Source organism: Paenibacillus sp. FSL R5-0912, assembly GCF_000758605.1.
Lineage (GTDB): Bacteria > Bacillota > Bacilli > Paenibacillales > Paenibacillaceae > Paenibacillus_AQ.
This window is the reverse complement of record NZ_CP009282.1, coordinates 5,321,456-5,334,291: the sequence shown is the minus strand read 5'-3', so window position 1 is coordinate 5,334,291 and position 12,836 is coordinate 5,321,456. Positions and strand designations below refer to the sequence as shown.

The following is a 12,836-nucleotide window of genomic DNA, read 5'->3' as shown; positions in this document are numbered from 1 at the left end:
AGCTTAGCTATGGAGATCTAAGGGGGAAGTGCAGCAATGAGTCTAAAAAGGAAACTCAGCAAGGGCTGGCAATTCAGCAAGCAGCCGCTTCATTCCGAGCTCGCCAAGGTAGCCGCAGGTACGGACTGGATGCCGGTTACGCTGCCGCATGATTGGCTGATTTACGATACTTATAATCTCTATGAGAACGGAGAGGGCTGGTACCGCACCGGCCTTGAATTCGGTGAAGTGCCTGCCAAGGAGCTCGTTTCCCTGCGTTTTGAGGGAGTGTATATGAACTCTACGCTATACGTGAACGGCCAGGTCGCGGGGGAGTGGAAATACGGATATTCTACCTTTGAGTTTGATATTACCCCGTACCTGACAGCGGGGGAGAATGAAATATATATGCGTGTCATCCATGAATCGCCCAATTCCCGCTGGTACTCCGGCGCCGGAATCTATCGGCCTGTCTGGCTCAAGACTACGCCGAAGACGCATATGGCGGCAGACGGGATCTATATAGTGGCCAGAGCAGCGGAAGGTGAAGCCTGGACAGTGGATGTGGGTGTTGAGCTGCATATTGCTGAAGCTGCTGCAGAAGGCACGAAGCTGAAGCTGCGGCATAGCATTCTGGATGCGGAGGGTACCGTTGTTGCCGGGAAAATTACAGAGGTGCCTGTACAAGCCGGTTTAACAGTCCATAGCCACAGCCGTCTGACTGTTGATCAGCCCCTGCTATGGGATATTACGAGTCCCCAACTCTATAGCCTGCAATCCGAACTGCTGGCAGAGGATGAGGTAATTGAAGTGGAGAAGGAGAGCTTCGGCTTCCGGACCATGGTACTGGATAGTAACAAGGGCTTCTTCCTCAACGGCCGTCATGTCAAAATATACGGAGTCTGCCAGCATCACGACCTGGGTGCTCTGGGGGCTGCTGTGAACAAGGCGGCTCTACGCCGCCAGTTCGTGCTGCTGCAGGAAATGGGCGTGAATGCCATCCGTACAGCACATAATATGCCTGCTGTCGAACTCATGGAGCTGGCCGATGAAATGGGATTGCTGATCGTTTCAGAAGCCTTCGACATGTGGGAGCGCAGCAAGACAGCCTATGATTATGCCAGGTTCTATCCGGAGTGGTGGAAGCGCGATATTGCCAGCTGGGTGCGGCGTGACCGCAACCGCCCAAGCCTGCTGATGTGGAGCATCGGCAACGAGATTTACGACACTCATGCGGATAGCCGGGGTCAGGAGCTTACCCGGGAGCTGCAGGCTGAAGTGCTGGTTCATGATCCGGGAGGCAATGCGTTCGTTACCATCGGCTCGAACTTCATGCCGTGGGAGAATGCGCAGAAATGCGCTGATATCGTGAAGGTAGCCGGCTATAACTACGCAGAGAAATATTACGGGCAGCATCACCGGGAGCATCCGGATTGGATTATCTACGGCAGTGAGACCTGCTCTACCGTGCAGAGCCGGGGAGTCTATCATTTCCCGCTGGCCCAGTCCGTGCTGGCAGATGATGATCTTCAGTGTTCTTCCCTCGGGAACAGCTCTACCAGCTGGGGAGCCAAAAGCACAGAGGCCTGCATCACTGCAGACCGGGATGCTTCTTTCTCGCTGGGACAGTTTCTCTGGACCGGCTTTGACTATATAGGTGAGCCTACTCCATATCACACCAAGAATTCGTATTTCGGACAGCTGGATACCGCAGGTTTCCCTAAGGATTCCTATTATATTTATCAGGCGGAATGGACGGATTATCATACGAATCCTATGGTTCACATCTTCCCTTACTGGGATTTCTCGGAGGGGCAGCAGATTGATGTCCGTGTTTGCTCTAATGCTCCGCGGATTGAATTGTTCGTAAATGAAGTCTCGCAAGGAAGCGTGGATATCGACCATATCCATGGACATAAGCTGCTTGGAGAATGGCAGCTGCCCTATGCGGAGGGGGTTCTTCGCGCAGCTGCTTATGATGAGCAGGGGAATATAATCGCTACGGATCAGATCTCCTCCTTCGGAGATGCGGATTCGCTGGTCCTCACCCCCGACAAACAGGAAATCGCAGCGGATGGTACGGACCTTATATTTGTAACGATCAGTACACTGGATCTGTCGGGACGTCCGGTAGCGAATGCGAATAATCAGGTGCATCTGAGCATTGAAGGCCCGGGGCGGCTGATCGGTCTGGATAATGGGGACAGCACGGATTATGACTCCTATAAAGGCGTAAGCCGCAAGTTATTCAGCGGCAAACTGCTTGCTGTGATTGCCAGTACGCTGGAGCCTGGAACGATTACTTTGCGAGCGGCCTCGGCGAATTTAGCTTCCGCTGAGCTTACCCTCAGGTCAGCTCTTCCGGCACCGGGAACCTTCAATGAAGACGAGCTGTATCTCTACGCGCATAATCCGCTGGAAGCAGATGCGTCTTCTGCGGAGCCGGAGGTTGGCCATAATCGGGAAATTCCGGTCCGCAAGCTGGAGCTGATCTGTCCTGCGGGCAACGTTCTGACGCCGGAGCAACCGTCGCTTCCGGTTCGTGTGAAGCTTCATCCGCCGGATGCTGCCTGGCAGGATGTCGAGTGGCGGATTACCAATGCTGCTGGCATTGATGCGAATATCGCGACCATTGAGGCTAGTGGGCATGAAGCGGTGATATCTGCTCTGGGCGATGGAGATGTGTATATCCGCTGCGGTACAGCCAATGGAGCTGACGGCATACGGCTCTATTCACAAATGGAATTCAAGCTTACAGGCCTTGGCCAAGCCTATCTGAATCCGTATGAGTTTGTCTCTTCCGGGTTTAACAGCAGCCACAGCCGGAATTTGACTAACGGCAATGAACGGGGTGTCGCCACAGCCCGGGAAGGGGAGAGCCGGATCTGCTTCGAACGGATCGACTTCGGGGATTATGGCGCTGATGAGATCATCCTGCCCATCTTCTCGCTTGATGATCAGGAGCTCCCGATTGAAATTTGGGAAGGCGTTCCCGGGGAGAGTGGTGCCGAGCTGCTCACCACAGTCACTTATCAGAAGCCTTCCCTATGGAATGTATATCAGGAGGAACGTTACACACTGCCTAAGCGTTTGACGGGTATGACTTCGCTGACTTTTGTACTCTTCAAGAAGATTCATCTGAAGGGCTTCTCGTTTGTCTGCAAGCACAAGGCGTTTGAGCGTCTTGATGCCCTAACCAATAGCGCGGTTTACGGGGATACCTTCACAGTAACGGAGAACGCAATCGAGGGGATCGGCAACAATGTCTCGCTTATCTTTGCAGGGATGGACTTTGGAGGGGCGGAATGCTCCCGGATTGTAATCTGCGGCCGCTCCGCTCTTGCGAATAACACGCTGCAGATCCTGTTCAGCGGACCCGCTGGCGAAGGCAAGCAGCTGATTGAATTTGCTGGCAGCGACAGCTACACGGAGCGTGAATTCACACTGGAGCCGCCGGTAAGCGGAAGCCAGACGGTCACCTTCCTGTTCCTGCCGGGCAGCCAGTTTGACTTCAAATGGTTCCAGTTCCTGCGGTCCGTATAGCAATCAGGGATATCCCAAACAGCCACCATCTGGCGTTTGAGATATCCCTTTTTGTCTGTAGCGGCGGATGCGAAGAACAAGCCTTGAAACTTCTTATCAGCTGCCATATACCCGCCTCTCATCGCCTGGATCACTGATCCGTACCTCAATAAGCTTCAAGGTGCTGACAGCCCTGACCGCATGCCGGTCTCCACGGGCTATAGTGAATATTCCCCCTGCCGATGCTGCGGCTGCGGCTCCATTCACCGTGACCTCACCGTGGCCCGATACAATCATCCATGTCTTGGCAGAATGCTGACAGTCCATTTCCGGGATGTCATGCTCCGGCAGCAGTGTTAGCATCATCGTAAGTACAAGGCGGATGCCATTTGCTGCCTGGTCCAGAAGGGTATAGCTGCCCCAGCCGGTCTCACCGTACCTCGGTTCCTGAACAGAATGCTCTTGCAGGATGTCCTTGATCATGTTTGCTTCCTTCCTGGCTGCAACCAGGATGCCTTCGGGGCTCGCTATGGCGACTATGCCGGGTACACCGATTACATGCAGCGGAACCTTCAGCTCGTTGACGATATGGGTATCCCGGCATTCCCCCCATAAGCCTCCTTCGCCAGTCAACGGGGAGTCCAGCCGGGCAGTCAGCATATCCCAGCTTCCCAGATCAGACCACTCCCCCTTATGCCGCACAACGACTGCTTTGGTGCTGTGCTCCGCCACTTCCTTGTCAAAGCTGCGGACCGGAAGTCCGGCATATTGAGCAGCAAATGCCGCATGATCAGTGGGCAGCCCCATCCTCTGCAGATGCGACAGCAGGAAGCTTAGCCGAAACGCGAATACCCCGCAGTTCCATAAGGCATGCTCCTGCATCAGCTCCCGCGCTTTGGCGATATCCGGTTTCTCTGCAAAAGAGAGCACCTGAGCATACGCCTCCATGCCTCCTTGTGCCGGGACAATATAGCCGTATTGATCCGAAGGATGGGCAGGTTGAGTTCCAAGCAGGAGGAGCTCTGCCTGTGAGGCTGCCAGAATATCCGGAAACTTAGGAAACAGCCGGAAGAAGTCTTCGTCCGCATACATATCAGCCGGAGCGATGCAGATGATGTCCTCCAGTTTAGCCTTTCCTGCGGAGTACAAATGCAGGGCGCCATAGGCGGCTGCCGTAAATGTGCCGCGTTTGTAAGGCTCCCCGATCACCTGGAATTTTTTTCCGGTATAGCGCCGGGTGATGGCCAGCTGCTCCTGATGCGCAACGAACAGCACGGATCCGTCAAGTCCCGCTTGACCGAGCTGCCGGCATACGCGTCCGATCATGGACTCTGTGCCCCCGTCAGGTGCAGGAAGCAGCGGCAGGAACATCTTGGAACGGATGCTGCCGGAGAGGGGCCATAGCCGCATACCGGAGCCCCCGCTTAGAAGAATAGTATGCAAGGCGGTCTGCCTCCTTAAGGTTTGGGCGGAGTGGAATATCCCTTGCGCTGATGGAAGGACAGCGAACGGTACGTACGGGCATACTTCTGAAGCTGCGCTTTGCCCAGGGAGGCCGCCGGAGTCTTCAGAGCTTTATTGTTGGCGTTCCTGAGCAGCACAGCGGCGCTGTTCCTGCTGTACACATAGTTGGCATAGGTTTCGAATTCGGAGAAGCCGAACTGCTTCGTTTTGTCGATGGAGCGGAGGATAGCGGCATGCCAGGGCATCCCGTGCCGGGCTTCAATCATTCTTTTGAGACTGGCCAGCTTCGCGGACTCGAACAGCATATAGTGTGTAACAAAAGACTTAGGGGAAGGAGCGGCGGCGCCGAGCAGCTTCCGGTAGGTGCGGAAATATTCCGGCTGGCTCCAGCTGCGGCAGTAAAAGATGCTTTTCCCGCCGGAACGGAAACGATGGGGGCGAATCAGCACCGTATCCGCATCAACCACCAGGAAGAATTTCTCGCGGCAAATATGATCCCCGTTCATCTTAAGCAGCTGCTGGTACAGCCAGCCGGAACGGTTCCAGCGGGAAGAGGAGTAGCGGATAGCTTTCTTAGTGAACGGCAGAACGGTGGTTTCATCGACAAAGACACAATTTTTGCGGGAGCATAGCCTTCTGATCTTGCTGCTGTTCGGCGAGACAATATAAATATGGCTGATAGGGTGGCGGACGTAACGGCGGAGACTGTCGATTACATGGGGGAGGGTGGCAAGATCCTTTTCAATAGCCGGGATCAGGACATCGATTGGAGGACCATTTTTCGTTACATTTTCCGAAGCATCTGACATGGGTTCATCTCCGTACCTATATTGACACTTGAGCGCCTGCACTAGGGTATGCCTGCGGATTAACGGTTGACAGGGCAATGATCCTGCTGAAAGATAATCTTCCCGTAGGGGGCAGATGCTTTATTCAAATACGCCTTCTTCCGCATAGAATGCAGCGACTATGCAAATCAAGGGAGGATGGAAAGCTCCTTCCCGGACAGGAGAGTGTATGCGTGACAGCCAAGCAGGTTCAGTCAGGTCAGAGCAAATGGTACAAGACCCGATTATTGCTTAAGAACCAAACCATTTCCCCGTTCATTCCGGATACCCGGAGGTTTACCAGACGAAATCTGGAGCAGATGATTCACAGCTATGGAATGATTTATGTCAAGCCGGAACGGGGAACCTATGGCAATGGAGTGATCCGCGCTGAGCGGGGGGAACGGCAGGGGTATACGTACCAGTATGAGGAAACGCGGCGCCATTTCGATGCGTTTGAAGCTTTTCATAAAAGTCTGGCGAAGAAGATCGGCAGAAAGAGCTATCTGGTTCAAAAAGGTATCCATCTGCTGAAGCAGGGCGGGCGCCGCTTTGACCTCCGGGTGATGGTGCAGCTCAGCCCCAAGGGCGTTTGGGAGGCTACCGGGATCATTGGCCGGCTGGGCCATCCGCGCAAAATAGTCACCAACTACCACAGCGGCGGCAAACCGACCGCAGTGGAGCAGTTGCTCTCTACCCATCTGTCGGCCCACCAGCTCGTACAGCTGAAGGGTGAACTGAACCGTCTGGGCACACGCATCGCGGTTCAAATGCAGAAGACCTATCCTCACCACCGGCAATTCGGTGTAGACATCGGTCTTGACCGGACGCTCAAGCCGTGGATTATTGAAGTGAACATGAATCCAGACCCGTATATTTTTAATCAGCTTAAGGATAAATCCATGTACCGCAGAGTGATGAGGTACCGGCGTTTTAGCCTGAAGCCATAGAGCATACGAAGAAGGCCTGCCAGCGTGCGAGGCCTTTCTTTTGTAATAATTATTTATATAGGCTTACGCTTAGCTAGCAGGAGTCAACCAGACGGCTTGGCCGATTCGTCATTGACGCTGTTTAAACTCAGTTTACATTCCCTAAGTACATTAGGTCTGCAGCGGATCATGGCTATGCCGAGAGGAGGAGAGGCCCGGGCTGCTTCGATATCCAGTTAATTAGAACCTTGACAGTTAGAATTCTATCTAATATGCTTACTGTATTACTTAGAATTCTATCTAAAATGACAAGGGGAAATGAAGATGGCCGAACCCATTTTGCATACACCGTATTCAGATTTGATCCGTGAGATTGGACTCAAGCTTAAGAGCTCTGCCGATGCCCGGCTGAACGAGCTGGGACTGAACTCCGCACAAGGCCGGATGATCGGATATATCTATGAGAATCAGGACAAAGGTGTGATCCAGAAGGATCTGGCGGAGCAGTTCAAGCGGCGAGGGGCCAGCATCACCAGCATGCTCCAGGGCCTGGAGAAAAAAGGCTACATCGCACGCGTCACCCATGAGAAGGATGAGCGTCAGAAGAAGCTGACCGTATTGGAGAAGGGAGTCATCCTGGTCGAGGAGTTCAACCTGATGTTCTCGGATGTCGAAGCCGGTATTACCCGGCAGCTCAGCAAGGAGGAGGCAGCAACCCTATTGTCGCTGCTGTCCAAAGTTAATCAAAGCTTGTAATGGAATGAATTTGATTATGAAGATACACGTTCGGAGGAATGAATATGAACAAGGAAGTATCCAACCAATATTACCTGGAATCCGCTCCAATGAAAAAGGCGATATTCCATTTGTCAGTTCCCATGATGATCGGCATGTCGGTCGGAACGGTCTACAATGTGATCAACGCGTATTTCATCGGCCTGCTGCATAATACGGGGATGCTGACGGCGATTACGCTGGGCTTGCCGATTTTTACCGTCCTGATGGCCTTCGGCAATGTGTTTGGAGTAGGCGGCGGAACCTTCGTCACCCGGCTGGCCGGAGAGAAGAATACGGAGAAGGGTAAGCGGATCGCCGGATATACCTTCTATGCAAGCATCATCGCCGGAATCGTTATCGCCCTGCTGGCGCTGCTGGCGATTAATCCGCTCACCCGCCTGCTCGGTGCGGATGCGGCAACCTTCGATTACACGAAGACCTATGCCCTGACGATGTTCGCCGGCGGCTTCGCGATTGTGCTTAACTTTGCGCTTGAACAGCTGGTCCGCGCGGAGGGGGCCTCGAAGGAGTCGATGTACGGCATTTTCATCAGCACGGCGCTCAGCCTGATCTTTGACCCGCTGTTTATCCTGATTCTGGGCTGGCATGTAGCCGGAGCGGCGCTGGCCATGTGTCTCGCTAACCTTGGTTCGGCACTCTATTATCTCTATTATCTGGAGAAACGGAGTCAGAATCTCAGGGGGTTCCTGAAGCATTTCAGAATATCCCTACAGGATAAGCTGGAGATCTATAAAGTCGGCATCACTGAGCTGCTGCAATGCGCTTTTCTGATTGTGACCACACTACTGCTTAATAACTATTCCATCCAGTATGGTGATAATGTCGTAGCCGGGTTTGGGGTGGCCCTGAGAATTGTGCAGATTCCCGAGTTCCTGTCGATGGGACTGTTCCTGGGCCTGATTCCGCTCTTCGCCTTTAACTATGCCAGCAGGAACAGAGCGAGACTTACCTCCAGCATAAAGTATGCTTTTGGCTATATCGCCAGCATTGCGGTGGTATTTGTCAGTCTGGTCTATGTGTTCCGGGGACCTATCCTGCATTTATTCTCCAGCGATAACTCAGTGATCAGCATGGGGATTTATATCCTGGCAGCCATGCTCATCTCCGCGCTGTTCAATGGTTTTACCGGTCTGTTCATGAGCATCTTCCAGGCCACGGGCCAAGCCGCCCAGGCGGGGATTATGGCTGTTACGCAAGGAGTGCTCTATATCCCGGTGATTATCGTGCTGCATTATTTCTTCGGACTGCATGGCGTGATCTGGTCCATGACCGTTACCGAGGTGACGACAAGCCTTCTGGGCGCGATCCTGTTCATCGGCTTCAAGCGGAAGCTGAGAAACATGGCTAGTGTAGATGATCTGGAGGCTGCTGCTCCGGCGTTGTCGGTGTGACGCCGCCTGAAGCTTGAAGCCCTGAAGTCCTAAGTGAATTACTTAGATTTCTTTAAAAACCTTGAATCTGAATTGCTGCATGGACGAACCCTTGCTCTGCAGGAGGGGCGTCCATCGGCTGATCAACATTCTTAAGTTAAACTATATACAAGGTTTTTTGGTCGTTTAGGAAATTATACGATGAATCCATCGGCCCCCCCCCCCGAGAGTAGGCAATGAGAGGGAATGAGGGGTAAGAGTGATTCCGGTGGAAGTCGGCTGTGAGAGAAAATGAGGGGTAAAAGTGCCCCTGATTCCGGTAGAAGTGGGGCTGAAGAGGGAAATGAGGGGCAAAAGTGCCCCTGGTTCCGGTGGAAGTGGGCCTGAAGTGGGAAATGAGGGGCAAAAGTGCCCCTGGTTCCGGTGGAAGCGGGCGTGAAGTGGGAAATGAGGGGCAAAAGTGCCCCTGGTTCCGGTGGAAGCGGGCGTGGAGAGGTAAATGAGGGGCAAAAGTGCCCCTGGTTCCGGTGCAGGTGGGCCTGTAGAGGTAAATGAGGGGCAAAAGTGCCCCTGATTCCGGTGGAAGTAGGTTGTAGAGGGAAATGAGGGGCAAAAGTGCCCCTGATTAAGGTGGTGGAAGTAGGGCGCAGATGAAAAAATATAGGGATAAATCCTACTAATTACGCCGAAAGTAGGCAGAATGAGGGGAATAGAGGGATAAATTCCATTAAACACGCCAAGAGTAGGCGGGACGAGGGATATTAGAGGGATAAATCCCTTTGATTCTGCTGGCAGTGGGCTCGTGAGTGGAACGAAGGGTTGTGCAGCGTCCCTCAATTCGCCCCATCATCGCCTGTACCTATAAGTAGTACATGCCATCCGCCTTCACTGCCCTCCCGCACATACCGCCCGCCGAACATACCGCCCGCTGTACATACCGCCCGCTGTACATACCGCCCGCTGTACATACCGCCCGCTGTACATACCGCCCGCCGCACATACCGCCCGCTGTACATACCGCCCGCCGCACATACCGTCCGCTGTACATACCGCCCTATGCACTTACCGCTTCCCTCGCCCCCGCGCTGCACGCCGCCGCGCCCTCCCGCACTCACCGCCCCATCCGCCGCAGCCACTCCAACTCCTGCATAGCTAAAGCCCGCTGCTTTATAGTAAAATGAGATAAATTTAATCACAGAGGAGTTACTGTATGCTGGACGTTAATGAAATTCAGGCGCGGGTTCCCCACCGTTATCCGTTTCTGCTGGTAGACCGGATCACCGAGCTTGAAGAAGGCAAGCGGGCGGTAGGAATTAAGAATGTGAGTATAAACGAACCGATCTTCCAGGGGCATTTCCCCGGATACCCGGTGATGCCGGGTGTATTGATTGTAGAGGCGCTGGCTCAGGTAGGCGGTATAGCCATGTCCAAGCAGGAAGAGAGCAGAAGCACCCTCGGACTGCTCACGGGAATAGACAACTGCCGGTTTAAACGTCAAGTGAAGCCGGGAGATCAGCTGCGCCTTGAATTTGAGGTCACCCGCGTCAAAGGGATGATTGTAAAAGGAACCGGGACCGCCACTGTAGAGGGTGAGCGGGTGTGCGAGGCAGAGATTATGTTTGCGTTCAGCGGGCAATAACTAGCGGAAAAGGTGGCTGGAGAAAGATCATGAGAAAAAGTGTTGTATTTAAAACGGTTTCATGCTATTTTATAAACTATAAAAACGTTTTTATTGCAGAGGAACAATGATATGGGAAAGATAACAATCAAAGACGTGGCCAGAGAAGCGGGCGTCTCCATCTCCACGGTCTCCAACGCCTTGAATGACGTGGATGTACTCAACCCGGAGACCAAATCCCATGTGCTGAAGGTAGCGCAGCGCCTGAATTATGTTCCGAACCTGAACGGTAAGCTGCTGAAGTCCGGTACGACCAAGATGCTGGGGTTTTTCACCACAAGTGTGTCAGGTCCATACTTCTACAAGCTGGTAGAATCCATGGCCCGTCAGTGCGACCGCCTAGGCTACGGGCTGAATGTATTTGTCACCAAGGACAAACAAGTGGTCATGAGCAATATTCTCGGGCGGCGCGTGGACGGTGTCATTATCTATGAAGAGCTGGGCATCGATGAGAAGGACATTGCCGCGATGAAGAAAGACAAGATTAAGGCAGTGTTTCTGGACCGGGTGCTGGAGGACGAAGGGATGGGGAGCATCATTTTTGATTCTTTTGAATCAGGCTATGAGGCTACCAAGTATTTAATCGGCCTGGGGCATAAGAAAATTGCCTATATCTCCGGCGTAGATACGATGTTCGACAGCGTACAGCGGCGGGAAGGTTATCTGGCAGCGATCCGCCAATATCAGCTTCCGGAAGATGAGGATTATATTCTTCAGGGTTATTTTGAGGAAGACAGCACCTATAATGCCGTGAAGTCCTTTATCCGCGTGCATCCCGAGAAATTACCTGATGCCTTCCTGGCCGGTAATGATATCAGTGCGATCGGCTGTATCCAGGCGCTTAAGAGCTACGGGTATGAGGTGCCGGAGGATGTCAGCGTAATGGGCTTCGATGATATTGATATCGCTCCATACTACTCGCCGCCGCTCACGACAGTGCGGAATCAGATCGCAAGGCAGGGCATGCTGGCAATTGACCATCTGGTGCGCATGATTCAAGAGAAGGAGCAAGGCGCCGTACAGAAATTGCAGGGTGAACTTGTTGTAAGAGGCTCAAGCCATGTAAAGATGGACCGGAATGACCGCCCTTAGAGAGTAGAAGTGGTCGTTTCCAGATATAAGCATCCATATGTTTTCACACGATTAGGTTTCCTTCTGTTTCTACTTCATTGTTATATAAAAATATGCACAGCAGGGGGGCTTTTTTTTGCGCAGAAATAAAAACGTTTTTATTGATTTGAATATCTGATTTCTTGATTTGGAGGGGAGAAGAACGTGAATAAAACAGCTGTAGTACCGGCAACTTCAATGCCGCCGAACGCCAAGAAGCCTATGGGGCAGCGGATCAAAGAATTTGTAATCGATTACAAAAGGCAGTGGGAGATTCAATCCATGATTCTGCCGGGCATTATTTTTATGATTATTTTTTGCTACATACCGATTTACGGTCTGACAATTGCCTTCAAGAACTACACGGTCATAGACACACTGTCTACTGCACCCTGGGTGGGACTGGATAACTTCAAGATTATTCTGTCTGACGAATACTTCTGGGATGCGGTCGTGAACACGCTGGGCATCAGCTTCCTGAAGCTTGGGATCGGGTTCGTCATTCCGATTATTCTCGCCATCATGATTTACGAGCTGAACATGGGGCGCTTCAAAAAATTCGTCCAGACCATCTCCTACCTGCCGCATTTCCTGTCATGGATCGTACTCGGCGGGATGCTGATCACCTGGTTCTCTACTTCCGGCTTGTTCAATGAGCTGCTGCTGAATCTGGGACTGATCTCGAAGCCGTCCAACATTCTACTGGATTCCGGAAAGTACTGGTGGATTGCCACGTTGTCCGATATCTGGAAAGAAGCCGGGTGGGGCACAATTCTGTATCTGGCCATTATGTCAAAAATCGATCCGACCTACTACGAGGCGGCCAAAATAGATGGAGCCAGCCGGCTCCGGCAAATCTGGAATATCACTCTTCCGAACATGAAGTCAATTATCAGCCTGAATCTGATTCTGACTGTAAGCGGTTTACTCGGCTCCAATCTGGACCAGACGCTGGTCCTCATGAACTCCCAGAACCGGGCGAGAGCCGAAGTTATCAACTCTTATGTATACCGTATGGGGATGACGCAAGGTGATTTCTCGTATGCGACCGCCGTTGGTTTAGGCGTCTCCATCGTATCGGTGATCCTGCTGGTTACGGCGAACAAAATCACCAGTAAATTGAATGATAATCAATCCGTGTTATAAAGGGAGGCATGTG

General features: G+C 52.6%; 10 protein-coding genes. 7 read left to right on the top strand and 3 right to left on the bottom strand.

Annotated features, from left to right (window positions below; translation table 11 throughout):
* The first annotated feature begins 36 nt into the window (after nucleotides 1-36).
* On the top strand, nucleotides 37-3,522 hold the full coding sequence (locus R50912_RS22725) for a glycoside hydrolase family 2 TIM barrel-domain containing protein (RefSeq protein WP_042238091.1): 3,486 nt from the start codon (nucleotides 37-39) through the stop codon (nucleotides 3,520-3,522).
* 96 nt (nucleotides 3,523-3,618) lie between these two features.
* Here the strand turns inward: R50912_RS22725 and R50912_RS22720 are convergent, their stop codons facing one another.
* Nucleotides 3,619-4,944: a sugar phosphate nucleotidyltransferase gene (locus R50912_RS22720; RefSeq protein ID WP_052416624.1), complete on the bottom strand. Its 1,326-nt coding sequence runs from the start codon at nucleotides 4,942-4,944 to the stop codon at nucleotides 3,619-3,621.
* Between the two features lie 14 nt (nucleotides 4,945-4,958).
* Nucleotides 4,959-5,774, bottom strand: a complete 816-nt coding sequence (locus R50912_RS22715; RefSeq protein WP_042238089.1) for a DUF6492 family protein — start codon at nucleotides 5,772-5,774, stop codon at nucleotides 4,959-4,961.
* A gap of 212 nt (nucleotides 5,775-5,986) precedes the next feature.
* Between R50912_RS22715 and R50912_RS22710 the strand changes: the two genes are divergently transcribed.
* From R50912_RS22710 to R50912_RS22700, 3 genes are all read left to right on the top strand, one after another.
* The gene (locus tag R50912_RS22710) at nucleotides 5,987-6,742 is read left to right on the top strand and encodes a YheC/YheD family protein (RefSeq protein WP_042238087.1); all 756 of its coding nucleotides are present in this window, start codon (nucleotides 5,987-5,989) and stop codon (nucleotides 6,740-6,742) included.
* A gap of 303 nt (nucleotides 6,743-7,045) precedes the next feature.
* Entirely contained in the window at nucleotides 7,046-7,477 is a 432-nt protein-coding gene (locus R50912_RS22705) for a MarR family winged helix-turn-helix transcriptional regulator (RefSeq protein ID WP_197072959.1), read from the top strand.
* A 44-nt stretch (nucleotides 7,478-7,521) separates the two neighbouring features.
* Nucleotides 7,522-8,910 carry an MATE family efflux transporter gene (locus R50912_RS22700; RefSeq protein WP_042238084.1) on the top strand — a complete coding sequence of 463 codons (1,389 nt, stop codon included), beginning with the start codon at nucleotides 7,522-7,524 and terminating at the stop codon, nucleotides 8,908-8,910.
* An 812-nt stretch (nucleotides 8,911-9,722) separates the two neighbouring features.
* Here the strand turns inward: R50912_RS22700 and R50912_RS22695 are convergent.
* Nucleotides 9,723-10,025 (bottom strand): hypothetical protein, encoded by a 303-nt coding sequence (locus R50912_RS22695; protein WP_042238082.1) that lies wholly within the window; start codon nucleotides 10,023-10,025, stop codon nucleotides 9,723-9,725.
* Between the two features lie 74 nt (nucleotides 10,026-10,099).
* On the opposite strand from R50912_RS22695, the gene fabZ reads away from it, so the two are divergent.
* The 3 genes from fabZ to R50912_RS22680 all read left to right on the top strand — a co-directional run bounded on the left by fabZ (nucleotide 10,100) and on the right by R50912_RS22680 (nucleotide 12,823).
* Nucleotides 10,100-10,528, top strand: coding sequence for a 3-hydroxyacyl-ACP dehydratase FabZ (fabZ, locus tag R50912_RS22690; RefSeq protein ID WP_042238080.1), 429 nt, complete (start codon nucleotides 10,100-10,102; stop codon nucleotides 10,526-10,528).
* Nucleotides 10,529-10,639: 111 nt separating this feature from the next.
* Complete coding sequence (locus tag R50912_RS22685; protein ID WP_042238078.1) at nucleotides 10,640-11,659, top strand: LacI family DNA-binding transcriptional regulator; 1,020 nt, start codon at nucleotides 10,640-10,642, stop codon at nucleotides 11,657-11,659.
* A 183-nt stretch (nucleotides 11,660-11,842) separates the two neighbouring features.
* Entirely contained in the window at nucleotides 11,843-12,823 is a 981-nt protein-coding gene (locus R50912_RS22680) for an ABC transporter permease (RefSeq protein WP_197072958.1), read from the top strand.
* The last annotated feature ends 13 nt before the right edge of the window (nucleotides 12,824-12,836 follow it).